The sequence below is a fragment of the Almyronema sp. genome (genome assembly GCF_052168255.1).
GTDB lineage: Bacteria > Cyanobacteriota > Cyanobacteriia > Phormidesmidales > Phormidesmidaceae > Sphaerothrix > Sphaerothrix epifaneia.
On record NZ_JBQLZL010000084.1, the window covers coordinates 12639 to 36643 of the forward strand.

Annotated in this window: 24 protein-coding genes; 12 read left to right on the forward strand and 12 right to left on the reverse strand. The window is 52.2% G+C overall.

What is annotated here, in order from left to right:
• Positions 1 to 86: 86 nt before the first annotated feature.
• Positions 87 to 326 carry a hypothetical protein gene (locus ACTS3T_RS18710; RefSeq protein ID WP_462935348.1) on the forward strand — a complete coding sequence of 80 codons (240 nt, stop codon included), beginning with the start codon at positions 87 to 89 and terminating at the stop codon, positions 324 to 326.
• A gap of 67 nt (positions 327 to 393) precedes the next feature.
• Here ACTS3T_RS18710 and ACTS3T_RS18715 read toward each other — a convergent pair whose 3' ends face one another.
• A complete protein-coding gene (locus tag ACTS3T_RS18715) occupies positions 394 to 2826 on the reverse strand; it encodes a ligase-associated DNA damage response DEXH box helicase (RefSeq protein ID WP_462935349.1) in 2433 nt (810 codons plus the stop codon).
• A 214-nt stretch (positions 2827 to 3040) separates the two neighbouring features.
• Here ACTS3T_RS18715 and ACTS3T_RS18720 point away from each other — a divergent pair, with 214 nt between their 5' ends.
• The 3 genes from ACTS3T_RS18720 to ACTS3T_RS18730 all read left to right on the forward strand — a co-directional run bounded on the left by ACTS3T_RS18720 (position 3041) and on the right by ACTS3T_RS18730 (position 5598).
• Complete coding sequence (locus tag ACTS3T_RS18720) at positions 3041 to 3898, forward strand: DUF2267 domain-containing protein (RefSeq protein WP_462935350.1); 858 nt, start codon at positions 3041 to 3043, stop codon at positions 3896 to 3898.
• A 571-nt stretch (positions 3899 to 4469) separates the two neighbouring features.
• Positions 4470 to 5012: a hypothetical protein gene (locus ACTS3T_RS18725; protein WP_462935351.1), complete on the forward strand. Its 543-nt coding sequence runs from the start codon at positions 4470 to 4472 to the stop codon at positions 5010 to 5012.
• A gap of 151 nt (positions 5013 to 5163) precedes the next feature.
• Positions 5164 to 5598: a thermonuclease family protein gene (locus tag ACTS3T_RS18730; protein ID WP_462935352.1), complete on the forward strand. Its 435-nt coding sequence runs from the start codon at positions 5164 to 5166 to the stop codon at positions 5596 to 5598.
• Between the two features lie 6 nt (positions 5599 to 5604).
• On the opposite strand, the gene ACTS3T_RS18735 is transcribed toward ACTS3T_RS18730, so the two are convergent.
• On the reverse strand, positions 5605 to 6687 hold the full coding sequence (locus ACTS3T_RS18735) for a class I fructose-bisphosphate aldolase (protein WP_462935353.1): 1083 nt from the start codon (positions 6685 to 6687) through the stop codon (positions 5605 to 5607).
• 126 nt (positions 6688 to 6813) lie between these two features.
• Between ACTS3T_RS18735 and ACTS3T_RS18740 the strand changes: the two genes are divergently transcribed.
• Positions 6814 to 7188 (forward strand): VOC family protein, encoded by a 375-nt coding sequence (locus ACTS3T_RS18740; protein ID WP_462935354.1) that lies wholly within the window; start codon positions 6814 to 6816, stop codon positions 7186 to 7188.
• 24 nt (positions 7189 to 7212) lie between these two features.
• Here ACTS3T_RS18740 and ACTS3T_RS18745 read toward each other — a convergent pair whose 3' ends face one another.
• The gene (locus tag ACTS3T_RS18745) at positions 7213 to 7521 is read right to left on the reverse strand and encodes a DUF3593 domain-containing protein (RefSeq protein WP_462935355.1); all 309 of its coding nucleotides are present in this window, start codon (positions 7519 to 7521) and stop codon (positions 7213 to 7215) included.
• Between the two features lie 7 nt (positions 7522 to 7528).
• A complete protein-coding gene (locus ACTS3T_RS18750) occupies positions 7529 to 7858 on the reverse strand; it encodes a DUF2499 domain-containing protein (protein WP_462935356.1) in 330 nt (109 codons plus the stop codon).
• A gap of 208 nt (positions 7859 to 8066) precedes the next feature.
• Here ACTS3T_RS18750 and csaB point away from each other — a divergent pair, with 208 nt between their 5' ends.
• Positions 8067 to 9134 (forward strand): polysaccharide pyruvyl transferase CsaB, encoded by a 1068-nt coding sequence (gene csaB / locus ACTS3T_RS18755; RefSeq protein WP_462935357.1) that lies wholly within the window; start codon positions 8067 to 8069, stop codon positions 9132 to 9134.
• A 166-nt stretch (positions 9135 to 9300) separates the two neighbouring features.
• Positions 9301 to 10644 carry a hypothetical protein gene (locus tag ACTS3T_RS18760; protein ID WP_462935358.1) on the forward strand — a complete coding sequence of 448 codons (1344 nt, stop codon included), beginning with the start codon at positions 9301 to 9303 and terminating at the stop codon, positions 10642 to 10644.
• Positions 10645 to 10698: 54 nt separating this feature from the next.
• Here the strand turns inward: ACTS3T_RS18760 and ACTS3T_RS18765 are convergent, their stop codons facing one another.
• Positions 10699 to 12855, reverse strand: coding sequence for a flavin-dependent dehydrogenase (locus ACTS3T_RS18765; protein ID WP_462935359.1), 2157 nt, complete (start codon positions 12853 to 12855; stop codon positions 10699 to 10701).
• 153 nt (positions 12856 to 13008) lie between these two features.
• Here ACTS3T_RS18765 and ACTS3T_RS18770 point away from each other — a divergent pair, with 153 nt between their 5' ends.
• On the forward strand, positions 13009 to 13266 hold the full coding sequence (locus tag ACTS3T_RS18770; protein ID WP_462935360.1) for a hypothetical protein: 258 nt from the start codon (positions 13009 to 13011) through the stop codon (positions 13264 to 13266).
• On the opposite strand, the gene hetR is transcribed toward ACTS3T_RS18770, so the two are convergent.
• The 5 genes from hetR to ACTS3T_RS18795 form a co-directional block, all read right to left on the reverse strand.
• The gene (gene hetR, locus ACTS3T_RS18775; RefSeq protein ID WP_462935361.1) at positions 13263 to 14171 is read right to left on the reverse strand and encodes a heterocyst differentiation master regulator HetR; all 909 of its coding nucleotides are present in this window, start codon (positions 14169 to 14171) and stop codon (positions 13263 to 13265) included. The two genes, ACTS3T_RS18770 and hetR, sit on opposite strands and share 4 nt — an antisense overlap.
• A gap of 247 nt (positions 14172 to 14418) precedes the next feature.
• The gene (locus ACTS3T_RS18780; RefSeq protein ID WP_462935362.1) at positions 14419 to 14739 is read right to left on the reverse strand and encodes a hypothetical protein; all 321 of its coding nucleotides are present in this window, start codon (positions 14737 to 14739) and stop codon (positions 14419 to 14421) included.
• Positions 14740 to 15021: 282 nt separating this feature from the next.
• Entirely contained in the window at positions 15022 to 16824 is a 1803-nt protein-coding gene (locus tag ACTS3T_RS18785) for an FAD-dependent oxidoreductase (RefSeq protein WP_462935363.1), read from the reverse strand.
• Positions 16825 to 16833: 9 nt separating this feature from the next.
• Positions 16834 to 17526 carry a Mo-dependent nitrogenase C-terminal domain-containing protein gene (locus ACTS3T_RS18790; protein ID WP_462935364.1) on the reverse strand — a complete coding sequence of 231 codons (693 nt, stop codon included), beginning with the start codon at positions 17524 to 17526 and terminating at the stop codon, positions 16834 to 16836.
• Between the two features lie 105 nt (positions 17527 to 17631).
• Entirely contained in the window at positions 17632 to 18216 is a 585-nt protein-coding gene (locus ACTS3T_RS18795; protein WP_462935365.1) for a YdcF family protein, read from the reverse strand.
• Between the two features lie 156 nt (positions 18217 to 18372).
• Here ACTS3T_RS18795 and ACTS3T_RS18800 point away from each other — a divergent pair, with 156 nt between their 5' ends.
• A complete protein-coding gene (locus ACTS3T_RS18800; protein WP_462935366.1) occupies positions 18373 to 18822 on the forward strand; it encodes a cupin domain-containing protein in 450 nt (149 codons plus the stop codon).
• A 198-nt stretch (positions 18823 to 19020) separates the two neighbouring features.
• On the opposite strand, the gene ACTS3T_RS18805 is transcribed toward ACTS3T_RS18800, so the two are convergent.
• A complete protein-coding gene (locus tag ACTS3T_RS18805; protein WP_462935367.1) occupies positions 19021 to 19698 on the reverse strand; it encodes a PEP-CTERM sorting domain-containing protein in 678 nt (225 codons plus the stop codon).
• Between the two features lie 324 nt (positions 19699 to 20022).
• Here ACTS3T_RS18805 and ACTS3T_RS18810 point away from each other — a divergent pair, with 324 nt between their 5' ends.
• From ACTS3T_RS18810 to ACTS3T_RS18820, 3 genes are all read left to right on the forward strand, one after another.
• Positions 20023 to 20622, forward strand: coding sequence for a sigma-70 family RNA polymerase sigma factor (locus ACTS3T_RS18810; RefSeq protein ID WP_462935368.1), 600 nt, complete (start codon positions 20023 to 20025; stop codon positions 20620 to 20622).
• The gene (locus ACTS3T_RS18815) at positions 20619 to 21437 is read left to right on the forward strand and encodes an anti-sigma factor domain-containing protein (protein WP_462935369.1); all 819 of its coding nucleotides are present in this window, start codon (positions 20619 to 20621) and stop codon (positions 21435 to 21437) included. Before ACTS3T_RS18810 ends, ACTS3T_RS18815 begins: the two co-directional genes overlap by 4 nt.
• A 106-nt stretch (positions 21438 to 21543) precedes the next feature.
• Entirely contained in the window at positions 21544 to 22725 is a 1182-nt protein-coding gene (locus ACTS3T_RS18820) for an aldo/keto reductase (protein WP_462935370.1), read from the forward strand.
• A 40-nt stretch (positions 22726 to 22765) separates the two neighbouring features.
• Here the strand turns inward: ACTS3T_RS18820 and ACTS3T_RS18825 are convergent, their stop codons facing one another.
• On the reverse strand, positions 22766 to 23932 hold the full coding sequence (locus tag ACTS3T_RS18825; protein ID WP_462935371.1) for a tetratricopeptide repeat protein: 1167 nt from the start codon (positions 23930 to 23932) through the stop codon (positions 22766 to 22768).
• Positions 23933 to 24005 lie beyond the last annotated feature (73 nt).

Sequence of the window (24005 nt, forward strand, 5' to 3'; positions counted from 1 at the left end):
GTGAAGTTAACGACTTATAAATAAGTCAGTCGGGGTCATAAATTATTTGTTCAATATTTGTTCAATTTTGTTCAAGTACACGCCGATTGGCTATCAAAACTATGCTTCTCATGCTCATAAAGCTCTATTTTCTCTTTGTGGCGATCGCTTTATTTTATCTATTGCAAGCTTTTTTCAAAGATAGCTCAACGCCAAAAGAAAACTGGGATGCATGGGTCTTTGTGATTTTAGCCAGTGTTTTATGGCCTTTAACGCTGCCCTCTATCTTGAGAAAGAAATTTTTTAGAAAAAAGCCTTCTTTCACCCAGCTTATAAATAATTCTTAAAGTCAAATATTACTCAATTATTCACTGTCCATCCGGTTAAGCGGACGTAGTAGCTGCTCGCTTTAAGCTAGCGCTTTTGTTGCCACTGGGCTTTCATGCGGGCAATGCGCTCTAACAAAGTTTCGTTAGATAAACGAGAACTGAGCCGTTCTACCAAAAGCGGAAAGGCAAAAGGAGAAGGCCGAGGGGTTGTGCGCCAAACCACCGAAAGCTGACTTAATCGGCTTAAGGTCTGGCTCAAGCGGGTTGCTTCTAGTCGGTATTGCAGCACTTCTTGCTCGGCTTGCTGAAGCAACAAATTTTCTGGTTCGTACTTGGCAAATACGTCATAGATCAGCGAAGCACTGATATGAAGCTGGCTGACCGTTTTGCGAGACGATGGATAACCCTTAAAAACCAAACCCGCGATTTGAGCAATGCCACGAAACTGGCGCTGGGTAAGTTCGGAGATATTGAGGCTGGCTTTGAGGTCGGCAAGGAGTGAGTCAAGGGCAAAAAAGCGATCGCTAAAAAGTTCAGCAAACGGATAGGCTTTGGGCGCTAAAATTTCAAAGCCATAGTCGTTGACTGAAACTGTAAAAGTCGCCGACTGCTGTAGGGCAAAGCGATAAGCCCAGAGAAACCCTAGCCCTTCGTGGACAAACCGCCCTTCAAAAGGAAACACGTACAGATGCTGACCTTCTCGCGATTTACAGCTTTCGATCAGTAATTCTTGTCGAGCTGGTAAATGGGAAAGCCGCTCTTGAGTTGCCAAAATGGGCAAAATGCAGGTCAACTCGGCGTTCAAGTCAGCCAGGTTTTTTACTTGATCAATTTCTTGGCGTAGATACTGGCTTAGCGAAGTTGAAATAGCCAGACTGCCACCCCCCCAACTGGGCGTTACCGTCGATTTTTTCTGGGTGCTTTTGACGTAAAGCACCATATCTTTGAGCTGAAAATACTCCAACTGCCGACCCGCAAAGAAAAAGACATCCCCCTTTTTCAGCTTAGACACAAAAAACTCTTCCATCGTGCCAATCGCTTTGCGGTTGGTGTAGACCACGCGCACAGACTGATTAGACGTGATGGTGCCAATGCCCATGCGGTGCATTCGCGCAATTTGAGGGCTAGAGATGCGATATAGCCCCTGTTCTAAAACAATTTTTTGATAACGGGGATATGCCTGCAAACATTGCCCCCCTTGAACAAGAAACGACAGAACCCAGTCAAACTCAGCCTCGCTTAAATCGGCATAAGCTACTGTTTGGCGAATGTTTGCTAGCGTTTGTTCAGGCAAAAAGCCGTCACCGCAGGCGAGCGTTACCAGGTGCTGAATCAAGACATCATAAGGCTTAGCAAGTGGCCGTCGGGTTTCAATTTGCCCCGCTGCCAAAGCCCGACGAAAGGCTGAAATTTCTAGCAGTTCCAGGGCATGGGTGGGCAGAAAGAACACTTCTGAGGTGCCTGCAGGCACATGAGCCGATCGCCCTGCCCGCTGTAGCAGCCGCGCAATATTCTTGGCACTGCCAATTTGTACGACTCTTTCAACGGGTTGAAAGTCTACGCCTAGATCGAGCGATGAAGTACACACGACCCACTTGATGTCGCCCTGTTTGACCCCAGCTTCGATCGCTTCGCGGGTTTTAAAGTCAATAGAACCATGATGCAAAGCAATGCGATCGCTTTGTTCGGGCAAAGCAAACTGTAAAGCTTGAAACCAGCGCTCTGCCTGCGATCGCGTATTAGTAAAAATCAGCGTCGATTTTTGCATATCCAAAGCGGCAATCAGTTCTTCGTACAGCCGCAGCCCCAAATGCCCTGCCCAGGGAAAGGTGTCAACCGTTTCGGGCAGCACGCTTTTAATCACCGTTTTGCGAGTCAGACGAGACTGGATCACCACCGGATCGCCACCCAGCCCTACGGCAACCTGGGCGGCCTCTGGCAAGTTGCCCAGCGTCGCTGAAATCGCCCAGGTTTTAAGCTGCGGACTTAGCTGGCGTAGATGAGACAGGCACAGTTCTGTTTGGGTGCCCCGCTTAGAACTCATCAGTTCGTGCCATTCGTCTAAAATTACGCTCCTGAGGTTGCCCAGCCGTTTGGCGGTATCTGGGTAAGACAGCATCACTGCAAGGGACTCTGGCGTTGTAATCAAAATCTGGGGCAGGTTTTTGAGCTGCCGCGATTTGCGTGCCGAACTGGTATCTCCCGTACGCGATTCCACCCTTAAAGCCCATCCCATTGCTTGAATTGGGCGACTGATGGCCTGTTCAATGTCGCGGGCGAGGGCCCGCAGCGGCGTGAGATAAAGCAACTGCAACCCCTGAGCAGGCTGGTGCAGCCACTCAGCAATTGGCCCCATGACGGCAGCATAGGTTTTACCTGCTCCGGTGGGCACCTGAATTAAACCACTGCTACCAGCTAGATAGGCTTGCCAGGTGGCTTGTTGAAAGGGCAGCGGCTGCCAGCCCTGTTGCTCAAACCAGGCAAAAATGGGAGCCAAGGCAGGAGAAGCTGCCGTCATACCTGTGTATCCTCTGCGGTGATTATGCTTTCTTCAGCCTAATACGGGCAAGACAAGGCGATCGCTGTAAAGCCAGCGCCAATAAGCTTCAAGGCGATCGCAAACCGTATCCAGTGAGACAAAATACGTCTTCTAGCAGATGATTCTGGCCAGCTATCACCCTAAGGTTTGGGGTAATGCATTGATAAAACTTAACAGCTAGGGGAAATTTTATATGCCTATCAATCTCAGAGATGATGTCGCCTATATTTTGCTAAAAAAAATTGCAGAAGGCGACAAAACCGCCGAGGGTAAGCACAAAGTCGATTTGACCCAAAATGACTTTGTTGGGCGGCAACTCACCAAGTCAGATCTGCTAGGCCATCTCGACTATCTCAATCAAAAGGGCTTCATTGACGCCAAATTTTCGGGCAACGCCTATGCTAACCAGGCCGATGTACCCGATGCGGTCAATCCCGATGAAGTGGACGTTCGCATTGCTAACACCTTCGGCGCTGAAGACGGCCTCCTGCCTCACCTGATTGAATTTGAAAAAGCAGAACTTACCGAAAAAGGTCAGCGCCTGCTAGAAAAAATGAATGAAAATCCGCCAGAAGCGCTGCGAGGCGGACCCGCAACGCCCATTGCCACTGAAAATATGGACTTTTTAGAAAAAGTCATGCTCAAAGGAGAGCTTGAAGACGTCTTTGATGCCCGCGACTTGGCTGAAGTGGTTTTCCGCACCATGCGCGACCTGATGACAACAGACGCCTCCGGTCGAGTTGCCAGCGAACTGCACGAAAAAGCGATCGCCACCCAAGATAAAGCGCTGCAAAACGAAGTGGCTGAACTGTGGCAAGATACCAATCCCATTGTGCGTTTTCTTAGCCAGGTTCGACCCCCGCTAGAATTTGATGGCGATACGTTTTTGTTCCGCGTTAAGCAAGAAGGCGGTCTGTCTAAGTTTGTCAGTCCAGAAAGGGCTACAGCGGCGGTCTTTTCAGCCACCAAAGACGAACTCTCCCAAGAGCGTATTACCGAAATCGCCGGATATCTGCCCGACAAGGTGCGTCAGCTTTGGGAAGATGCCTAAGCTAGCTTGAGCGCTACACTGTTCCAAATTTGAGCCACGGGGGGTAGGGATAGGATGTTCCCTGCCCCTCTATGCTCAGCGGGATGGCAACAGCCGAGGAGATCTGACGACGGGTTGAGGCTGCGGCGAGGGCGTCAGTCTTGTGACTGTGGCTATAGCTGTCACTACAAGCGTTGAGACCCTTCAATTGCTGAAAGCCTTTGATAGAAAAGCTCTCCTTCTGCCCTCAGCCTTCTGCTTTTGGCTATTTGGCTATCAATTCTCAATCGATGCTTGTGATCAGGCAGTAGCCTGAGCGCAGGGCTAACCAAGCCACTTAACCTCAAACGCTCGACCCGCTTAACAACAGCCTCAAGGGTTTGCTGCCGCTAGACGGTAAAAGCCCTGAGGCTGCGTTTGGCATAGGCGCTGATGGTCTTATAGGTTAGCTTGATTGTGTGATCGCAGTCACAAGTGCTTTGGATGCGTATCACTTAAATCTGCTTTTAAGATCACGTTGGGATCGGAAACCCATCACCAGGGAGGAATCCAAAACAGCCGATAGTGAAGAGGCTGCCACCAGAGGCGTATTATGCCCAACTTCACCTTTGCTCTCCCACCTAGCGCTTGTGCGCTCCAACGGGTACAACGTCGCGTCTCTCGCCTTGCTATCGGATTTGGCTTAGTATTGACCAGCCTGCTGACGTTGCCACAGACGAGTCCGGCTCTTGCTAACCCTGTGCTATCCCAAAATTTGGGCAATGCCCTTGCCGATGGCATCTATTTGTTTGGGCGATCGCCTCAGCCTGAGCAAATTGGGTCAGAATACCTGGTGTTTGAAGTTAGAAACCAGCACACGGTTGGAGCGTTCTATATGCCGTCTTCTTCGTTTGACTGTTTTCAAGGTGAAGTTCAACCCGATCGCCTCTTGCTAACGGTTGTCGGCAGTTATGATCAGTCTGCTTCAGACTATGCAATCGCCTTGCAACCTGGCTCTGATTTGAGTGCTTCTGAGCAAGGGGTAACAGCCGCCCCTAGCTTAGAAAATTACTATGAAATCGACGAACTGAGCCAAATGGATCATAGCCTGCTAGAAACCTGTCAGCAGGTGCTACCTCAGCGGCAGGCGATTTAGCGCCGTCTAGCCAGCGGCGATCGCTATGCTATCGCGCTTGATCTAAAGCCGGGTCAAAGCTCGAAGCTTTGGAGGCTGAAATGGCGTTAATATGTTCAAATTTCCTAGCGTTATTGAAGCGCCATCATAACAGCTCAAACTCAACCCCTTAATGAATCAGCGGCTCAAATTTCAGTTGCAGCAGATTAAAGATGGCGACACCCTGATTGGCAGCCACGACGGTCAAGTTGACCTGATTCGTCTCTATGGCATTGACTGCCCGGAACTGGGACAACACCCCTATGGAAATAAAGCGCGTCAGCGGCTGCAACAGCTACTGACGCCCTATGACCAAATGGAAGTGATTAAAATTGACCGCGATCGCCACGGTCGTTTAATTGGTGAAGTTTGGGTCGTTGATGGCTGCATCAACACCCAGCTTCTTTGCGAAGGTCATGCTGTGGCTTACCGCAAACACCTACACGACGAGTACAAGCTGCGATACCTGGCTTCAGAGGCGATCGCCCGTCGCAGTAAGCTCAATTTTTGGCGACAGGCTCACCCTGAAATGCCCTGGGAGTATCGCTACCGTCATCCCAGGCAATAGCGTTTGCTAGGCAATAGTAATTTCATCTGCCAGATAAACATCTTGAATTTGATGAAAAAGCTTGACCCCTTCTTTGAAGTCACGCTGAAAGGTCTTGCGACCCGAAATTAACCCACAGCCCCCAGCCCGCTTGTTGATCACGGCAGTGCGAACGGCTTCGGCAAAGTCATTTTTACCCGAAGATCCGCCTGAATTGATCAGTCCGGCTCGGCCTGAATAGCAGTTGAGGACTTGATAGCGGGTTAAGTCAATGGGATGGTCTGAAGAGAGTTCGCTGTAAACGCGATCGTCGGTTCGACCGTATTTTTCACCCGTTGCCTGCGCTACTGCTTGATAGCCACCGTTTGTTTCAGGCAGTTTTTGTTTGATAATGTCGGCTTCAATCGTAACGCCGAGGTGGTTGGCCTGTCCGGTCAGATCGGCTGCTAGGTGATAGTCTTTGTCTTGCTTAAAGACATCATTGCGTAAATAGCACCACAAAATAGTCGCCATACCCAGTTCGTGGGCGCGGGCAAAAGCGGCTCGTACTTCTTGAATCTGGCGATTAGATTCGGGTGAACCGAAGTAAATGGTGGCTCCAACGGCTACTGCGCCTAAATTCCAAGCTTGCTCAACCGAGGCAAACATAATTTGATCGGCTGCATTGGGATAGCTCAGCAGTTCGCTGTGGTTAAGCTTAACGATGAAAGGAATTTTGTGAGCATATTTGCGCGAGGTCATGCCCAAAACGCCTAAGGTGGTAGCAACTGCATTACAACCGCCCGCGATCGCCAGTTTGACAATATTTTCAGGATCAAAATAAATCGGGTTAGGCGCAAAAGAAGCGGCTGCAGAGTGTTCAATTCCCTGATCGACAGGCAAAATTGAAAGATAACCCGTATTCGCCAGCCGTCCAGCACTGTAGAGCTGCTGCAAACTGCGTAAAACTTGAGGATTGCGATCGCTTTGGGCAAAAATGCGATCGACCCAATCTGGGCCTGGTAAATGTAGCTGGTCTTTGGCCACTTTGGCCTTATGGGTTAGTAAACTTTCGGCTTCATCCCCTAAAATTGACTCGATAGCTTGAGGCGCAGATATACTAGCAACCACGACATGCCTCCTTACTGTGTGCTGTTCAACAAAATCTTGCTTTTCCTCCCGGCTGGCTCGGCCTTAGCGGCAAAGGCTAACGCTGGCGGCATTTAGTTTTAGCTCACTCCTATTGCCAGCAAATCTATGCTGTTTAGTTATCAAGCTGCTTTTTTGGCTCTGGCAAGCCCTCAGCTAGAAACACTTGTCCAGTTTTATCAGCAGCTTTTTGAGCAAAAGCCTGAACCTTACCTTCCCCAAAAATTAGCTGAGTTTCAGCTAGTCGGATTCCGGTTAGCCATCTTTGCGCCTAAACCTGACCATCAAGCCGAATTCACGCCGATTGCCAGGGGGCCTATGAGCTTATGCCTTGAGGTTGATGACTTGGAGCGCGCGATCGCCCATCTCCAAACCTTAGGCCATCCTGCCACGAACCCCATCTTAGAAGCCTCCCACGGAAGAGAGATCTACGCTTATGACCCAGACGGTAATCGCTTGATTTTGTATCAACGCTGGCGGTAATGGCTGCTAGCGTAACGGTGGCTGTTAAGACCCCTTACCGGTTGTTTCTGGCTGGCTAGCTAACACAGCTTGCCGAAAGCCCAGCACCACCAAAATATTTGAAATTGTGAGAAATAGCTCGGCGCTGCCGTGGAGCCAATCGACATTGGCTAACTCCTGTCCGTACACCTGACGGGCGTAAATCCCCGCTGGAATCGTTACCGCCACAAAAATCAGCAAAACATAAAACCCAATCAACGCGAGACGAGGCGTTTGCCCGGATTTGGTCAGAAACCAGAGAAATCCCAGATAGGGAAACAGAGAGACAGCGAAGAGGGTATTTTTGTCGAGCATGGTTGGGCTAGCGAGTGGACTCGTCAGAAGTCGTAGAGGGCTGAATGCGGGCACAACGCCAGATCCACCAAGCGGCTGCACAGAAAGCAACATTGGCAATCACAGTCAGGCTGGCCTGCAAGGTCACCAGCCAATCTAAAGCCGTAGCGTTGTCAAAAAAGTGCCAGGTGCAAGCACACATCGCGCTCACCAACGCTGGCAACATGGCAAAGGCTAGATAGCGCCAAGCGGAGCGATCGCTGACTTCGGCATACCGCCAGACGAACCAGATAGCGGCAATCCATTCGATAACGCTGGAAATATGAACCATCCAGGTAGGAATTGAAAGAGCATGCATGGGTGAGCGCCAGCGAAACTAAAACGCGTTTTGAGCTAATAGTTTAACAGGAGTTGGGCGGCAGCATGGCAGCGGCTAAAAGCGGCCAAAAGGTGAGGATGACTGCAACCACAAACGCTCAGCTAACGGGCAAAATGGGGCATTACGCCAAGGAAGGCAGCATTCTTAAGTATTCTATAGAGTGCTGTAATGAAGGCTAAGGCAACAAATGCGGGCGGTTTTATGCGGCTACTACGGTATGGGCAACGGCGGCGATGAAGCGCTTTTAGCGGCGCTACTGCAACTGTTGCCTGCAAAGGTGACGCCAATTGTCTTATCCGGCAATCCGGAAGAAACAGCAGCACGCTACGGCGTAGAAGCCTGTGCGCGTAAGTCTTGGGTGGCGGTATGGGGGGCTTTGCGGCGTTCGGATTTGTTTATTTGGGGTGGGGGTAGCTTGATGCAGGACGCAACTAGTCGCCTGAATCCGCTGTACTACGGAGGGCTAATGGCGCTAGCGCAGATAATGGGGCTAAAAACGATTGCCTGGGCACAGGGAATTGGGCCGCTCAATCGGCGGCTCAGTCGGCACTTGGCCAAATTCGTTTTGCAGCGCTGTGCAGCCGTCAGCGTCCGCGATCGCGCTTCGGCTCAGCTTTTGAGTCAGTGGCAAATTCCGGCGCAGTTAGCCCCTGACCCGGTGTGGGCTTTAGAGGCTGAAGCGGTAGCCGCTTTGCAAGATTTGCCGAGGCCGCGAGTGGTGGTGGCTTTGCGCAGTCATCCCTGGCTGACGGCTGAACGCTTAGAGCGCATGGCTCAAGCTTTGGGAGAATTTCAACAGGCTACCCAAACCTGTCTGCTGCTCGTGCCTTTTCAACCGACTAAAGACTTAGCGATCGCCCAAACGCTGCAAGCCTACCTGCATGCCCCCCAGCAAATTGTCACCTTGACCAATCCCTGGCAGCTCAAAGGGCTATTTGCCAGTGTAGAGATGGTCATTGGTATGCGCTTTCATGCTTTGGTCATGGCGGCGGCGGCAGGTTGCCGCTGCTTTGCCCTCAGCTATGACCCTAAAGTGGCTCAGATTGCTCAAGATTTAGACCTACCTGCTTGGGATCTCAATCCAGCCGCTACCTCCGGCTTAGCTCACCTGCCCGCCCAGACCCACACCATTAGCCAGACCTGGATTGAGCACTATACCAACGGCGCGGCTCTGACGGCAAAACGGCGGCACGAATTAACCGAACAGGCATTGCTGCATCAAGCGCTACTGCACACAGTGGTCGCGCCGTCCTAAGCTGTGCGAGCATTAAAGTAAAGATGCTTACATTTATTAACCTGAAAAAATAGCCCTACTTTAATTTATGTGTTAAATCAGTAGGGATGGCAAAGCCTACCTGAACGGTTGACCTTTTAGAAATAGCCTTTCTCCGACAGAATTGCTGAAAATCTAGCGCAGAATCATGAGCGAAGCGAACGTTCCTTCCCGCGACTCAGAGCATCCCACTGGGGCGGGTGCCAACAGCACAAACTCAGAAGCGGTTTCTCTGCCGAACGTATCTCCCCCTGAGCAACCGTCGTCGGAGGACTCCTGGCAAACGGTTAACTTTCCAGGAACCCTTCCACCAGCGGCGATCGCGGCTGCTAGCCAAGCGCCGCCAACGGCGACTCCAGCGGCTCGAGAAGCTGAGCTACTAACGCTGGTACGCGATCTCAACCAGTGTAACGACCATCTCATTGCCAGAGTCGCTCATTTAGAAGATGCGCTAGAAACGTCTCAATTGGCTTTGCAGGCAGAAGTGGCGCGATCGCAAGATCAGCAAAGTGCCGTCAATCGCAACGAGCAAATCGCCGCTAACAATCAGCAGATTGCTCAGCTAGTTAGCGAACTGGATTTTTCTAACCAAGCCTTGCGGCGGCAGCAAATGCTTAACGAAACGCTGCAGACAGAGTTAGACAATAGCCGTCAGCACGTAGCGCAGCTAGAGCGAGAATGTGCCCTGATCCAACAGCGCTACAGCGAACAGTCTCAGGCGTTGCAGCAGGCTGAAACAAGCTGCCGTGATTTGCGAGCCCGTTTGCAGCGACAGCAACGCTACACTATGCAGTTCAAAGTGGCGCTAGAAAAGTGTTTGGATGTGCCGCCGAGTCGTCAGGCCGCTGTCCCCCTTGAAACTTTGCCCAGCCGCTTAGAGGGGGCAAATAGCCCCATTTCCATGCCTAAGGCTCAGCGAATTCAGCCCTGGTCTTCAGCCGAAGCGACAGCGGCTGATCCTAACTTAGCCGCTTTGATCGCCGGACTGACCGCTACACCTGCCGCCGCCGAGCCACCTGAGCCGACAGCAGCCTTTAATAGCAGCGCCAACGATCCAGAAGCGGAAAATCAACTCTGGCAAGATCTAGAGCGGGTGATTGAAAGTTCGGCTCAGGCTGAAGCCGAACGGCTAGCCGAACCCGATGATCCGGAAACGGCGATCGCAGCTTCAGAGCCGCCAACCACCGCCATTGAGTTTACTGAACCCTCGCCTTGGGGAATGCCTATCACTCTAGATCGGCCACCTGGCCCTAGTGGCGTTTCGCTAGAGCCAGAACCGCCCGCACCAACTCCGGCAACTGCTAACCAAGCCGTTTCCCCGCTGCCCCCCCCGCCGACAGCGGCAACCCTAGCGCCGCCCATCTTAACCACCAGCGCTACTGCAAGTACGCCTTCGCCGTTGGTCTATCCCTTACGTCCTCAGAAAAAACGGCAGTCTTTGGCGGCTGTTGAGTTACCTAGCTTTCCGAAAAGCCAACGGCCTAGTCTTTAGCGGCTAACGGGGTCTGGTTGGTGGTGTTTGACTAGCCCTAGCGGGGAGAGTTTTTTAGTCGGGTGAGGGAGCGGTAGAGGGGGTTGCGGCTGACGGACGACCTGGCTTTGTGGTGGCTGGCGGCGGCTCTATAGGGTTCATGATCTGCTGGGTGGGCAAAGGCCGCCCCATGCCGTAGGTAATCTCGTAGCAGCGGGCTTTGAGCCAAAAGGCGATCGCCGGACTTAACGTAGCTAGCCACGGTTCGCTCCACTGCACGACAAAAGGTAGCCAGCTAAAGAACCAGCTCCAAAAAGTGCTAAAGGTAAAGTTGAAATAGCTACCCAACCAGCGCCAGAGATCTTGAGGGCCAGCCAGTTGCCAAATCCACTGCAGCAGCGCCGGATTGCGGCTTGCAGCTTTGAGCGCCATGCGATTGAACTCTAGCCACGTAAAGCGATCTTTAATAAAGCGGTTGGCTGTCTCAGGGGATTCCTGGCCGAGCACGCCAAAGAAAGTATTGAGCATTGAGTTGATGCGCTGCGGGGCGATCGCCTGACCAGTGGGCACCATCATACCTTTGGAAAATAGCCAGGTAACAGCAATATTGCTTTGAAAAGCGCGAATTTGATTGAGCTGCTGGGCTTTGAGCAGGTCATGGCGGAGGGCAAAGTGTAGCAAATCGGTGAGACGCGGCAGGTTACGCACCAAAGAACCAAAGCCCGTAAACACCAGCGGCGATTGCAAAGAGGCCGCATCGCCGATTGCCACTAGGCGATCAAACGCTACTTGGCGATCGCTGCCACCGAGACTAAAGTGGCCAGGAATATAGCCAAAGGTCGGTTTGCGCCAGGTTAGCTTGTCTAGGTGGCAACGTCGATACTCTGGCAAAATGGTGAAAAAGTCTTCATACATTTCCAGCAGCGATCCAGGATTTTCAGGATCCACCTGATGGTAATGAAACAGATAAATGGTCAGTTCATGACCGCGTCCGGGGAAAAGCTCCCAAATGAGCTGCCGTCCGCGAGACACGTCCCCGTGGCTAAACAGTACATCGCCGTAGGTTGAATCCCAAACGCCAGGTTCAAAACCGCCTGAAACGCAAGCGCCTACAGTCGGGCAAACGCTATCAAATGCTCGTCCGCCATTGAGCTGCCAAGCAATAGGGGAAGCCGTCCCCATAGCATCTACCAGCAGCCTAGCTTTAGCCGTACGGAATGTGGGCGTGGCGGTGGTAGTTTGGGTAAGAACCACCACTTCATCGGGTTTGATTTCTGCCCAGTTAAACTCAGTTTCATCCCAAATTCTGCCGCCAGCCGCCAAAAACTTTTCGCCACAGAGCCGCAGCAGTTTGTCTGAGTCTAGGGCAATGTTGAGAACGGTGGGTGTATGTAAGACGGGGGCTTTCGCTACTGCCGGATTGTTGGCATCGAAAAATTTGTTAAAGCCGTCTTCGTATTCACGCGCAATCAAGGTTTCAAACTCCGTCGGGCTAAACAACCCCAGATCCAGGAGAGATTGAAACTCTTCTCGCGAAATATTCCATTCCCGGTTCATTCGACCAAAGGGTAACCGCTCAATCAGCAGCACGCGGTAGCCCAGGCTCGCCATGACGGTGGCGTGCAAAATCCCCAGGGCACCGCCAACATAAATTAAATCGTAAGTAGGCTGCTCAGACGTTTCAGCTTGCTGCAAAGCTTGCCGCTGCTCAGGTGAAACTTCAGCGGGCTGAAATAGAACGCGTGTGGGTTGCTGCGGCGCTCTCACCGATGCCCGCCAGCGTTTTTCCCACCAGTAAACTCGCTGCAAGTCCGCTTCGCCATTGGGCATGCGCTGAAAATACTGTACGGTTTTGGGGTAGCGAGCACCCAAAGCTTCAAAAATAGACTGTTGCGATAGATCCACCTCAGGCGGTACAGGATACTGCTGAGGAAACTGCTGGCGAATTTCGCTGGTCAAACGCTGTAATAGCAGGGTTTCTTGCGGTAGCGGAGCGGTAGCCCAACGAAAAACTTTGAGATAGGTCGTACGCTGCAGCGGCCAAACGATGATAGACAAAGCTGAAGGGAGAGGCTTGGGCGATCGCTCGGCTTTAGCCGTGGCAAACTCAAGCCGCAAACCATCGGGGGTGCTGACCTTTTCGCCTCCTTCCGGTAGCCAAGTTTTTTGCAGCCAGGTTTTGACCGCAGCCAAATCAGGGGTGGGAACTTCTATATATAAAATTTCTTGCATTGGAAAGCAGGACTTTAAAAAGTTAGGCGACCTATCAGCAAATTCAAGGCAAAAATCTTAAAGAAATACGCTAAACTTGCCAAACAGTAATCGTCGTAAGCAAATTGCCTACGACCTGTACCTTTAACAAGCTTGCTTTTCTATTCAGCCGTAATGCAATATCCTACTTCAGAAGTCCTTGTAGATTCAATCATTCCTGCCCCCGCCGAAGTTACCGTCGAGCAGATTGCGGCGGCTTTAGCCGGGGTGGTTTTGGCTGCCCGTTCCCAAGGGCAGAGCTTAGAAGAGTTACTCTCAGAGGTTTTAGAAGATGATGCGGTGTTAGCCCAACCTTTGCGACAGCGGCTCGGTCGAGTGGTTGAGCAGGCGTGGGAAGTCATGGATGCTGATTCCCACTGCCCGTCTGCTTAGTCTTCTTTGTGGCCCATTGCCATTTGAACCACGATGGGTTTGCCGCCTACCTGGTGATATTTATCGGCCCAAGCCCTGATAATTTCATCGAGTTCTGTCATCGCTGTTTCTAAATGCTCAGGCGGCACGTCCAGTTCTTCTAAAATCCGCATGGTATCAGGACGGCGATCGGCCCAGTTACGCAACAATCGGAAATACTGGGCGGTATCTTCCACCATGACGTAGGTGCGTTCTTCAGGGTCAGCTGGCGAGTACGAGGCTCGGGTTAAAACGTAAAACGGCAAACTCCAGGGAGTATCAACGCGGGTGACGGTGCCTGAGTAAATAAGCCGTCGTCGGATGTGTTCGGCGAGGGCTTCGCTGAGCATCATGCGGCGCTCTAGGGGCAATTCTTCTTGAGCCCGAGCATGGAGTGACTCAACCAGTTCCATAAAGTGAAAGGCATTAATCACTTGGGCGTTGGGCAGGTTATCCGGTAGCCTTTCTTCGATCTGGCGTTTCTCTTCTAAGGTTAGACTGGTGCCCGAAATTCGCGATCGCCCAGGCTGCCAGGGATATTTTTCCATCCAAACATAGGGAAGCTGGATCAGATAGCGCGGTTCTTGAGAACCCAACATCTTCAGCAGCTTGCCTTCTACCAGCGCCTGCTGCACCTCTTTGACAATAACTTTGACCCGTTTGGGTTCAATATGGTGCAGGTGCCCCGTCATGCGCAGATTTTCACCTTGTTCCAGGTAGGTCATATAAATCGCGCATTTAGCGGCTGTTGCCGCTGCATCTAAAAATGCCCCGTGTCGATGCCCTCCCAGCCTCATTGCACTGAAGGCCAAGTAGAGCATAATTTGATCCATCGAGCTTGGGCTAAGCTGCTTAATCAAATCAAGGTCGTTACTAACTGGTGACATATCGGACATGCAAAGGGATGGGGAACACTGGGTCAAAATTTTGACTGTGCGGCCTGATTTAAGAGGGGACAGACTCAGGCAAATCAAGATGCTGCTATAGCTTAAACTATTTTCTCAGTATGAGTAAAAATGAGGTTCTGCCACAGCCTTAGCTTTAGATAACCCTTAAATAAACAAAGTAAGGGAGAACATAGCGTAAGTCCCCTGAAATGGACAAAACGTACACTTAACCACTGGGCTACGGATTTTAGCGCCCAGTTCCTCGATAGCCTACAGGCGATCTAGGTTCCCGCTCGACAGCCTGATTAGGGACTAAAGTCGTGAGGGCTCGGTTTACCCGACCACTGCCGCGATCATCTTCTAGCTCGGAAAGGTCTACACTAACCCAAGGCTGAACCCGGCCACTGCCCCGATTGGCTTTGATGCCAGCGCTGGTATCAAATTGGCTTTGGTTAAAGGTCGATAGGTTCAGGGTTGGGGCTGCTTGAGCGGTGGCGCTCCAACCCACCAGTCCGGTGCAGGTCAAAGTTGTCAGGGAGTTAAACACAATCTTGTAGGCAGTCTGCATGAGCAATCATCCATGTTGTGCGCTTCTAGTACCTGTTACGTCTGCACCGGGGGGAGGTCAGGAAAAACTGATTCAGTACATTCGCTGAACTTTAAAAGCGGCTACGTCTGAAAACATCTTTTTAGGCAACCTGCCAATTAACCTGGCGATCGCTTAAAAGCCTTGTCTTACCTGAACTCTAGGAAATCAGTCAACTTTTATGCCAGCGCTTTGGCGGTTCGCAAACAGGTGTAAAGCACTACACTTAACTGGATGCTTATAGAGATGAAGTTTTGAGAAACTTTAGGCGTCTGTTGCTAACAGGCGCAGCGACTCGATCCGGAACCAACCGCCCGCCCGGTTAAACCAGCCAGTGATACCAACAGGCTGAATTGGGTGGAGCTGCTGCAATTGTTGGTTGACGACCGGGCACAGCGTAACGGCTGTACACTCAGGTAAATTCGCTGTCTGTAAGCGGTAAGACTGAGGAGCCACACAGACCAGTTGCCCGATGCTCTCGCAATACTGGGGCGATCGCCGATTGCTGCCTAGCTTAGTGCCGCCTGATACTCTAGGGGCATTGCCGCTGTGGGGGTAGGCGGTGGGATGCTGGAGGTAATATTGCTGTCGGGCCAGCCAGTCAGGATGGGTGGGGAGCAGGTTAAAAAGGGGAATAACGGCAGCCGGGGCTGTGGCATCGGTGAGTAAGGCGTGCTGGAGTTGCCTGACAGGTAGCGATCGCGGCTGACACTCAAGCTGCACACACAACGCGGCGGCCATGCCGGCAGCTTGCCCAATCCCTAACACGGTTGGTTGCAGACGGGTAGCGCCATTGGCAATGTGAGAAACCGAAATATTTTTGTCGCAGACCAGCAGCCCATCTACTGTAGCTGGGACGAGCGCTTCATAAGGAATAGTAAAGGGTGTGCCCGTCCACCGCCCGCCCCACTGCACTGACTTGGGCGCTAAGGCAAATTCAACCTGGGGGTAATGGTGATCGTTGGGGTAGGCCGCAATGGCGATGGCGCTGACGTCTCCTTGAGCATTGCGCGGCAAGGAAGCCACCTGTCCGTGGGGCACGGGTAAAATGTCTTGCTCACGAACTGTTGTTAGCCCCTGGAGCCGCCGACTTTCGCGATAGTAAGGATGCAGCGCAAAAGCCCCGCCTCCCAGTTGCCCCGCCAGTTGCGGAAAAACCGATTTGGCCAAACCATAGCGTCGCCCTAGCTGCTGCTGAATAAAGCGAGCAAAACTTTGAGAATGCCAATAGGCGGCTTGTAAACAATCAGCGCGATCGCCGCAGACTAAACGGTCTAACCCCACGCCATAGTCATTACCGTATTGGGGCCAGTTGATCATCATCAGCCCGTTGGGTAACTGACCGTAGCTCAAAAACTGATCGATGCTGTAGCCATGCCATGCCTTCTCAAAGGCGGTCGAACTGGCGATCGGCGGAGCCAAAATTTCTGGGGCACAACCGCCCGCCCCATAGTCTTGCATGATCACCACCCAGGTGGGAGCCTGTACCGGATACTGCTGCGTTAGGGCATAGGTGGTAGCCGTCGGATCGTTCAAACTGGCAGGGGCACTGGGTTCTTGCCACAGGGATCGCGGTTCCCAACCCCAGCGAAAAGGTACCTGCCCCAGCGCTAAGAGATCACCCAGTTCAGTTCCGTCAAGCACAATTAGAGCCTGAATGCTCCAATCTTGAAAAACGACCCCTTGAATCTGCTGGCCTTGGCGCAAAACAGCCTGCGGCGTTTGACCAGCAATCCAGGTCAAATTAGGTAGCTCGGCAACCCACTCGGCAAAGATTTCGGCTCCAACCCTGGGGTCGTGGTTGAAAAAGCTGACCCAGCCGTGATCCAACCCCTCAGCCTGACGCGCCATCAGCGATCGCAGGTAGGCTCCCCAAATACCCGTTTGAAAAGCTAAGAGCTCATTGCCGTCTGGGGCTGAAACCCCAGCCGTCGTTAGCATACCGCCCAACCAGGGAAACTCGCTGACTAAAACCGTGTTTACACCTTGCCGCGCTGCCTGAATCGCAGCCGCTGTGCCGCCAGTGCCCCCTCCGACCACTAAGACATCGGCGGTTAAAGTTTTCACAGTTGCAGGCTATTGTAAGTAAGGCGTAACATCTTCTTCACATTCATCGGCTAGGTAAGAGAGCGCCCGAAACCGCAACCCCACGAGCTGATCGTAGAGCGGATTGAGCTTACACATCGCCGGAATATGCACCAGCTTGCGACCAAAAAGATTCACATCTCGTTCAAAGGGACACTGCGAAGGAATCATTTTGCACAAAAAGCGAGCCAGCCTGGGATCGTGAACTTCAAGCTGATCGAGCCATTCTCTGGCTGGCTTGAGGGGATCGGGGCCAGTTTCTGAAGGGGCGGCGGCTGATTTGCCGGGGGCGACCTCTTCAGTCACCTCTTTGAGGTTGTAAAGAGTGGACTGGAGAGATTTGAGAATGTCAGGGTTGAGGTCTAGCGCTTGGCAAAACTCTAAAAGTTTTTCGTCTTCTGTGGTGGAATAGACCCCATCTGCAAGGGCCACCATGACCGCCATGCGCAAAAAATGCTCAGCCGTGACCGGGTCAGTGCCCAAAACAGCCGCTACTTCTTGGGGGGCAATCGGTTCAAAAGAATCAAAGTCAATACTAGGGGCAAGTTCATCTTGAGTGATGGCTGAGATCAGCTCTTTTTCTTCATCATCAAAATGACCATCTGCCCAGGCAATGGTCAGCAGGCCACACAGCCAAACTTTGATTTGTTCTTGCGTGTAGGGAGACTCTGCAATGGCAGCCATAGCATTACCTATAACTCGGTGAGCGTCAAAAAGTTTGGTTAAAGGTACAGTTGATTAGCGTCCTTATTGTAACGCTGTCTCGCAAAAATGGCTGCTGTGCTGGGTTTAAGGCACTTTATGACGGCTAATAGATTGTCCCCAATCGGAGCCAGTTTTACCCGTAAAAACCCAAAGAATAGCTCTGGCTCCGTCTCGAATGGTGCGCACTAGGGTTTCGGGCTTTTCTTCGGTCGGTACAGCAATGGGTCTGAAATGAATGCCGCGACTGCCCAGCACAATTTGACCAATGATCCGGGCGCGACGCATGTGATAGTCGGAGGTGATGAGATAGATGCTGTTGATGTTGGCGGCAGCGAGGTCATCGACTAGAGAGGTAAAGTTGGTAACGGTGTCTACGGCTTCGTAATCTAGCCGCACGCGATCGCGATCAATTTTGGCTTCGGCAAATACCCACTCGGCATATTCGGGATTGCTGCCTGAAGACACCCACACTTCAACATCCGGGTGGGCTTGGGCAAATTCAGCAGCAAAAAATTCTCGCTCTGCTGCGCCGCCTAGCACGAGGGCAACTTGGGGATGCCGCCATTGGGCGCTAAGCTGGCGCTGCCCCAGCCACAGCAAACCTGCCAGACAGAGGATCTGCCAGAGGCGCAAAGAAGAACGACGGCGCTGGCGACGATGCGATCGCATGTAAGATCTCTCAGTTCAAGCCAAGATAGAAACAAGCAGATATGATTTTAGCGCCTAACCTCGCAGATAATTTTTGCCTGATGTACAAAAAAGCGACTAATCGGCACATTTTCAGCTTTTAGTCGGTATTGCCAGCTCTTTACCCAAGGTTAAGTCATGTCACTGCCTTTAATCTTGCTGCCCAAGGGTGGCGAATCAGTTCAGATCGGTACCAGTACCTGCACCTTTAAGGCGACGGGGCAGGATACGCACGGGCATGTGGGGCTGTTTGAGTTTACAATGCCGCCCGCGACAGCAGGTGCCAGCCCGCACATTCATAAGCAAATGACGGAAATGTTTTATGTGGTTGAAGGGGAGGTAGAGCTGGTTTTAGATCAAGCCACACAATTGGCTCCAGCCGGAAGCTTTATGCGCGTGCCAGAAAATACGCCGCACGGCTTTGCTAACCCCGGCGATCGCCCAGCTAAATTACTGATTCTTTTTTGTCCCGCCGATCACCGGGAAGATTACTTTCGGGGGCTAGCTGAACTAACTCAGAACGGTCGCCAGCCCAGCCAGGAAGAGTTGTTGGATCTGATGCATCGTTTTGATCAATATCCAGCTTAGGAGCTAGCGCTGTGAACAAATGCCCGCTGGTAATTGACGCTTTAGTCACCAGCGGGCGGCATAAACCCAGGTATAGCGATCGCCATCAGAGTCGAGCCACTTTAATGGCTGAAAGTCGTTGACAGAAAAGCTTTGCTTCTGCCTTCAGCCCTCAGCCTTCTGTCTTTGGCTATCTCTGGCTATAAATGAGGTAAGAAACTAGGTGCTCAGAGGGCTAAAGCGGCGACGGTGGGCAACTAGAACCCCCCCGAGGGTTAGCAAGCTGATGAGGCTGACAGGTTCGGGAACGTCTGTAGGGGCTGCAACCGTGGCGTTGGTTTGCGCTGAGCCAACGGCGGCACCTGTCAAGGCATCATTACCTAAAAAGGCGGCAAATTCGGGAGAGACGAGCAGATCGCCATTGATGGCAACTGCTGGGTCGGCCAAGGTGGGGACGACGTTGGTAAGGTCAAACAAAATTGCCCCTAGAGTTGCCGTATCTTGCACAAAGAAGCCACTCGCCCCGGTGGTGCCATCGGCGCGATCAGCGTTAAAGCCAATCGAAAAATCTCCGACAGTCACACTATTGTTAAACGTAATTGTGCCAGTATGTTCGATTGTGCCACCCAGTAGGGTAAAGCCTGCTTCATCGCTAAAGGTGAAATCTGCTTCGTCAGTAATGGTAAAGCCCACCTGAAAAGGGCCAGCCGCAGGAGCGACGGTACCGTCAGTGCCTGTTAGCACCAGACCAGCGGCGCTTTCGAGTAGTGGTAAATCTAAAAAAACGCTGGTGACGCCAGACTCAATTTGAAACGTTGCTGCCTGAGCCTGAATCGGTAAACTCACAAGGGTGACAGCGCTCAACCCCAGGATGGGGGCAAACTGATGAAGTTGCATAGATTCTCCTAACGATATCTTCATAAAGCTTGCGAACAAGCTCTAAAGATATATACGGAAGCGATCGCCAATTGGATTGACCTGATGTAAGCGGATGCGGTTTGAGGGGCAGAGCGGGCGTGTTCGTATCAAAACGGTAGCCACTGGTACAAAAAACGGTTGATTACCCCCTGCTCAAGTCAGCGTCAGCGTGAGAGGCTAAACCTGAAGACTGTTTTGGGCAGCTAGCCAGTTGAGTGCTTAACCTGTTCTTTCTCAAAATCTCATAACATGGCGGCTGTTTGCGTTTGCCTGCTTAGACTTCAGAGTTAGACTCCAGCAGTGATGGATTTGGATTCCCTCTCATCTGGTTCGGTTACGGCTGATTCTTCTGACCTAGAGCTGTTTCAAGCGATGCGGGCAGCTCAGGTAGAAGCTTTGCAGCTATTGTATGACCGCTATGCAGACTTAGTTTATAGTTTGGCTCTGAAGATGCTAGGCGATCGCGAAGAGGCAGAAGACCTGACTCAGGAAATATTTTTAGCCATTTGGCACCGAGATCTCTATCAGCCAAGCCGAGGCAGTCTCGGCCACTTTTTAGTGATGCTAACGCGATCGCGATCGCTCGATCGACTGCGATCGCGCCATTCTCGCGCTGGATTTGTGCAACGCTGGCAGCATAGCCTCAGCCGAGAAACGGTCGAACCTCATCCCCTAGAGCAGCTTTCGCAACAAGAACGCGCTCAACACATCCGCTCTGCTCTCCAGCATTTGTCGGCGGCTGAGCGGCAGGTTCTAGAAATTGCTTACTATGAAGGTTTAAGCCAGTCAGAAATTGCCAAACGGTTGCAAATGCCGTTAGGAACCGTCAAAACGCGATCGCGGCAGGGCTTGCGTAAACTTCGACAACTTCTACAAGCGGGGATTGAACAATTTGATCTATGAGCCGCTCTGAGCTTCCTGACAATTGGCAAGATTTGCTAGCCGGACAGGCTTTAGGTAATCTCAGCCCTGCTGAAGCTGAGCAACTCCAGCGCCTGTTGCTAGAAAAGCCTGAGCTTGCTGCAGAACTGAGTGCCTACCAGGCTACGTGGGCGATGCTGGCCTATGCCCCCCCGCTGGTTTCGCCCGCTGCCCGTTTGCAAAACAAACTGCTGGCGGCTGCCCGTGTCTCTTCGGGGTTTGCTGAGGCCGAAAGCCCTGCCCCAGCGGCGGCTGCGACTCAAGGGTTTAAGTTTGGGGTGGTTGCTAAACTGGCTGGGGCGATCGCTACTGTCGCTCTGCTAGGGTTGGGGCTAGATAACCTGCGCTTGCGTCAGCAGTTGGCTGTTACCCAGCAATTGCTAGAACAAGAGAGACGGATAACGCCGCTACGCCAACAGCAACAAGCGCTGGCAACGGTTGTGACTGCGCTACGGCAACCCAATGTGCAGGTGTTACCGCTAGAAGGGGTCGGCAGCGCTGTCGGGGCGGCTGGCAGTCTGCTGATGGTTCCCGATCAGTCGCAGCTAACGCTGGTGGCAATTAATTTGCCGCCTTTGCCCGTCGGTCAGGTTTATCGCCTCTGGTTTTTGGCTGAGCGACCCAGTCAGGCCATTTACTGCGGCCAGTTTAACAACCGCTTGTCAAACACGGCTCGCTGGACGGCTCCGGCAGCCGTTTGTCGCCAACTGCCTGAGAAGCTGCTGCTGACGGTTGATGGGGAAAATGACCCGCTGACCTCTGCTGGCCCTTTGGTGATGCAAAGCAAAACCTCTTGAGGGCGGCTGGCTAAAATCTCCCTTAAAGCGCTGTCTGGCTGACAGGCCGGAAGTCTCAAGCGGAAAGTGCTAGAACAGTGATCAGTGTTTGTTCTGAGTACCGTTCATGCAATATCGTCGCTTTGGTCGTACAGAGCTACAAATGCCTGTTTTTTCCTGCGGAGGTATGCGCTATCAGCATGCCTGGAAAGATGTGCCGCTGTCGCAAATTCCAGCCAAAAATCAGCAAGCCCTAGAAGCGACGATTGGCCGTGCGGTTGATCTAGGCATCAACCACATTGAAACGGCTCGTGGCTACGGTACTTCTGAAATTCAGCTAGGGCAGGTTTTGCCGCAGTTGCCCAGAGAAAAATTGATCGTCCAAACCAAAGTATCTCCCAAACCCGATGCCAAAGAATTTCGGCAAACGGTAGAGCAGAGTCTGAAAAATTTGCGCTTAGATTACGTTGATTTGCTGGGGCTACACGGCATCAACACGCCAGAAATTCTAGAATACAGCCTGCGTCCGGGGGGCTGCCTAGAGGTGGCTTGCCAGTTGCAGCAGCAGGGCAAAGTACGTTTCATTGGCTTTTCAACCCATGCACCAACCTGGTTAATTCAGGCGGCGATCGCCACGGGACGGTTTGACTATGTCAATCTGCACTGGTACTACATTTTTCAAGACAACTGGTCGGCGATCGCGGCGGCTCAGCAACACGACATGGGCGTATTCATCATCAGCCCTGCCGACAAAGGCGGTCATCTCTACAACCCACCGCCGAAACTGGTTGATTTGTGTGCGCCGCTGAGTCCGATGGTATTTAACGACCTGTTTTGTCTCAGCCACCCGCAGGTGCATACCCTTAGCATTGGCGCAGCCCAAGCCAGCGATTTTGACGAGCATCTCAAAACGTTAGCGCTGCTCGACCAGGCAGACGAGATTTTGCCCCCGATTTTAGCGCGTTTGCAGCAAGCGGCGATCGCCCGACTGGGGGCAGACTGGTTGCAAACCTGGAAAGTGGGTCTACCTGCGCCTGAAGACACCCCAGGGAATATCAATATTCCTGTCATTTTGTGGCTGCGCAATTTGCTAGAAGCGTTTGATATGGAAGCTTACGCTCAGGCTCGCTATAACCTGTTAGGCAACGGCGACCACTGGTTTCCGGGGCAAAAGGCAGACCAGCTAGAAGCGGTGGATTTAAGTCAATGTTTGGCTCAAAGCCCCCATGCAGAGAAAATTCCGGCGTTGCTAGCAGAGGTAGAACAGCGCTTGGGCGGCCAAGCGGTAAAACGACTGTCACGTTCCTAAATCGCTTGGCTCTGAATCGCCAAGCGACTTTAGCTGCGGTTTAAGCGGCAAAGTCAGCCATAAAGCTGCCATAGTGAACCTGCTGATAAAGTCCTTCAATTTTGTCGAGCGTGGCGATTTCACCCAGGCGATCGCCCATATCGCGCAGCTTGATCAAGGCTTGCTGATAGCAGTGCAGCGCCGTTGTCGTCTTTCCCAAGCATTCGTAGATCTTGCCCATCTGGCTAAAGATGCGGCCTGCGCCTCTTTCGTCTTCAATGGCTGCAAAAATTGTTAAAGCCTGCTCGTAGTAGCTGATAGCCAGGTGGGGATGGCCGGTTTGCTGGCTGAGGGCTGCCAAATGGCCCAAAATCATGCCTTTTTGCTGCAACGTTAAAACGTCGTCAGCGGTTGAGCCTTGGCAGAGGTCTAAAGCAGCTTCGTAGCAGCTCAGGGCATACATAAACAACTGCAGATGGCGATAGGTTTTACCCATATAGCTCAGGGTTGAGGCTTCACCCGTGCGATCGCCGAGCTGCCCTCGCAGGGTGAGCGCGACTTCTAAATGCTTGAGGGCTTGGTGGTAGTTGCCTAAGTGGTAGTAGGCAACGCCAAGGTTGTGCAGAGCCGTTGCATAGCTAGGGCGATCGCTGCTATCTGCCAAAATGGTGACAGCTGTTAGACACAGGCTGCGCGTTCGTTCGTGCTGACCCAAATGGGCATAAATCGCCCCTAGGTTGTTCAGCATCAAACCCACTTCCGGCAAACTGCCTGCTAAACGAAAGGCTTTAACGGCTTGCTGATAGTAGGCGATCGCGTCAGCTAGCTTCCCCGATTGCCGATGTAGACCTGCTAGGGTGGCTAAGTGCAAACCTTGCTGATGATCGGGGTGGCTGGTGGGCGAGGCTACCTCGGCGGCGACTGCCTCTGGTTCAGCGTCCCCCATCTCTTGCCAGACAAAATAAATGCAGTTCAAGGTGGCTTCCATACCGGGCCAGCAGTTGAGGTGCTGATGCCAAGCCAGCAACGTTTGAAAGGTGTCTAAGGTGGCGGTAAAGTTGCCTTGATCAAACTGTCGCCAGCCTTGAGCAAAGAGTCTATCTAACTGCTCGGCTTCAATTCCTAAGTGAGTTTGAATTCGAGCCGCTATGAGATCTTGGTACAGACAGATGGCTAGCAAATGAGTGGGGCTAGTAACAAAGCACTGCAGCAAAGCTTGGGGGCACATAACACTCTCTCCGGGTGGACTCACCAAAATCTACTTCTACAGAAAGAGAAGTTATGCAGTTTTTCGCCTTTAA

Bases quoted from the DNA above. Each gene is read 5' to 3' on its own strand.
- ACTS3T_RS18715 (WP_462935349.1), bottom strand. From the start codon at position 2,826: ATGACGGCAGCTTCTCCTGCCTTGGCTCCCATTTTTGCCTGGTTTGAG.
- ACTS3T_RS18720 (WP_462935350.1), top strand. From the start codon at position 3,041: ATGCCTATCAATCTCAGAGATGATGTCGCCTATATTTTGCTAAAAAAA.
- ACTS3T_RS18725 (WP_462935351.1), top strand. From the start codon at position 4,470: ATGCCCAACTTCACCTTTGCTCTCCCACCTAGCGCTTGTGCGCTCCAA.
- ACTS3T_RS18730 (WP_462935352.1), top strand. From the start codon at position 5,164: ATGAATCAGCGGCTCAAATTTCAGTTGCAGCAGATTAAAGATGGCGAC.
- ACTS3T_RS18740 (WP_462935354.1), top strand. From the start codon at position 6,814: ATGCTGTTTAGTTATCAAGCTGCTTTTTTGGCTCTGGCAAGCCCTCAG.
- ACTS3T_RS18745 (WP_462935355.1), bottom strand. From the start codon at position 7,521: ATGCTCGACAAAAATACCCTCTTCGCTGTCTCTCTGTTTCCCTATCTG.
- ACTS3T_RS18750 (WP_462935356.1), bottom strand. From the start codon at position 7,858: ATGCATGCTCTTTCAATTCCTACCTGGATGGTTCATATTTCCAGCGTT.
- csaB (WP_462935357.1), top strand. From the start codon at position 8,067: ATGCGGGCGGTTTTATGCGGCTACTACGGTATGGGCAACGGCGGCGAT.
- ACTS3T_RS18760 (WP_462935358.1), top strand. From the start codon at position 9,301: ATGAGCGAAGCGAACGTTCCTTCCCGCGACTCAGAGCATCCCACTGGG.
- ACTS3T_RS18765 (WP_462935359.1), bottom strand. From the start codon at position 12,855: ATGCAAGAAATTTTATATATAGAAGTTCCCACCCCTGATTTGGCTGCG.
- ACTS3T_RS18770 (WP_462935360.1), top strand. From the start codon at position 13,009: ATGCAATATCCTACTTCAGAAGTCCTTGTAGATTCAATCATTCCTGCC.
- hetR (WP_462935361.1), bottom strand. From the start codon at position 14,171: ATGTCACCAGTTAGTAACGACCTTGATTTGATTAAGCAGCTTAGCCCA.
- ACTS3T_RS18780 (WP_462935362.1), bottom strand. From the start codon at position 14,739: ATGCAGACTGCCTACAAGATTGTGTTTAACTCCCTGACAACTTTGACC.
- ACTS3T_RS18790 (WP_462935364.1), bottom strand. From the start codon at position 17,526: ATGGCTGCCATTGCAGAGTCTCCCTACACGCAAGAACAAATCAAAGTT.
- ACTS3T_RS18795 (WP_462935365.1), bottom strand. From the start codon at position 18,216: ATGCGATCGCATCGTCGCCAGCGCCGTCGTTCTTCTTTGCGCCTCTGG.
- ACTS3T_RS18800 (WP_462935366.1), top strand. From the start codon at position 18,373: ATGTCACTGCCTTTAATCTTGCTGCCCAAGGGTGGCGAATCAGTTCAG.
- ACTS3T_RS18805 (WP_462935367.1), bottom strand. From the start codon at position 19,698: ATGCAACTTCATCAGTTTGCCCCCATCCTGGGGTTGAGCGCTGTCACC.
- ACTS3T_RS18810 (WP_462935368.1), top strand. From the start codon at position 20,023: ATGGATTTGGATTCCCTCTCATCTGGTTCGGTTACGGCTGATTCTTCT.
- ACTS3T_RS18815 (WP_462935369.1), top strand. From the start codon at position 20,619: ATGAGCCGCTCTGAGCTTCCTGACAATTGGCAAGATTTGCTAGCCGGA.
- ACTS3T_RS18820 (WP_462935370.1), top strand. From the start codon at position 21,544: ATGCAATATCGTCGCTTTGGTCGTACAGAGCTACAAATGCCTGTTTTT.
- ACTS3T_RS18825 (WP_462935371.1), bottom strand. From the start codon at position 23,932: ATGTGCCCCCAAGCTTTGCTGCAGTGCTTTGTTACTAGCCCCACTCAT.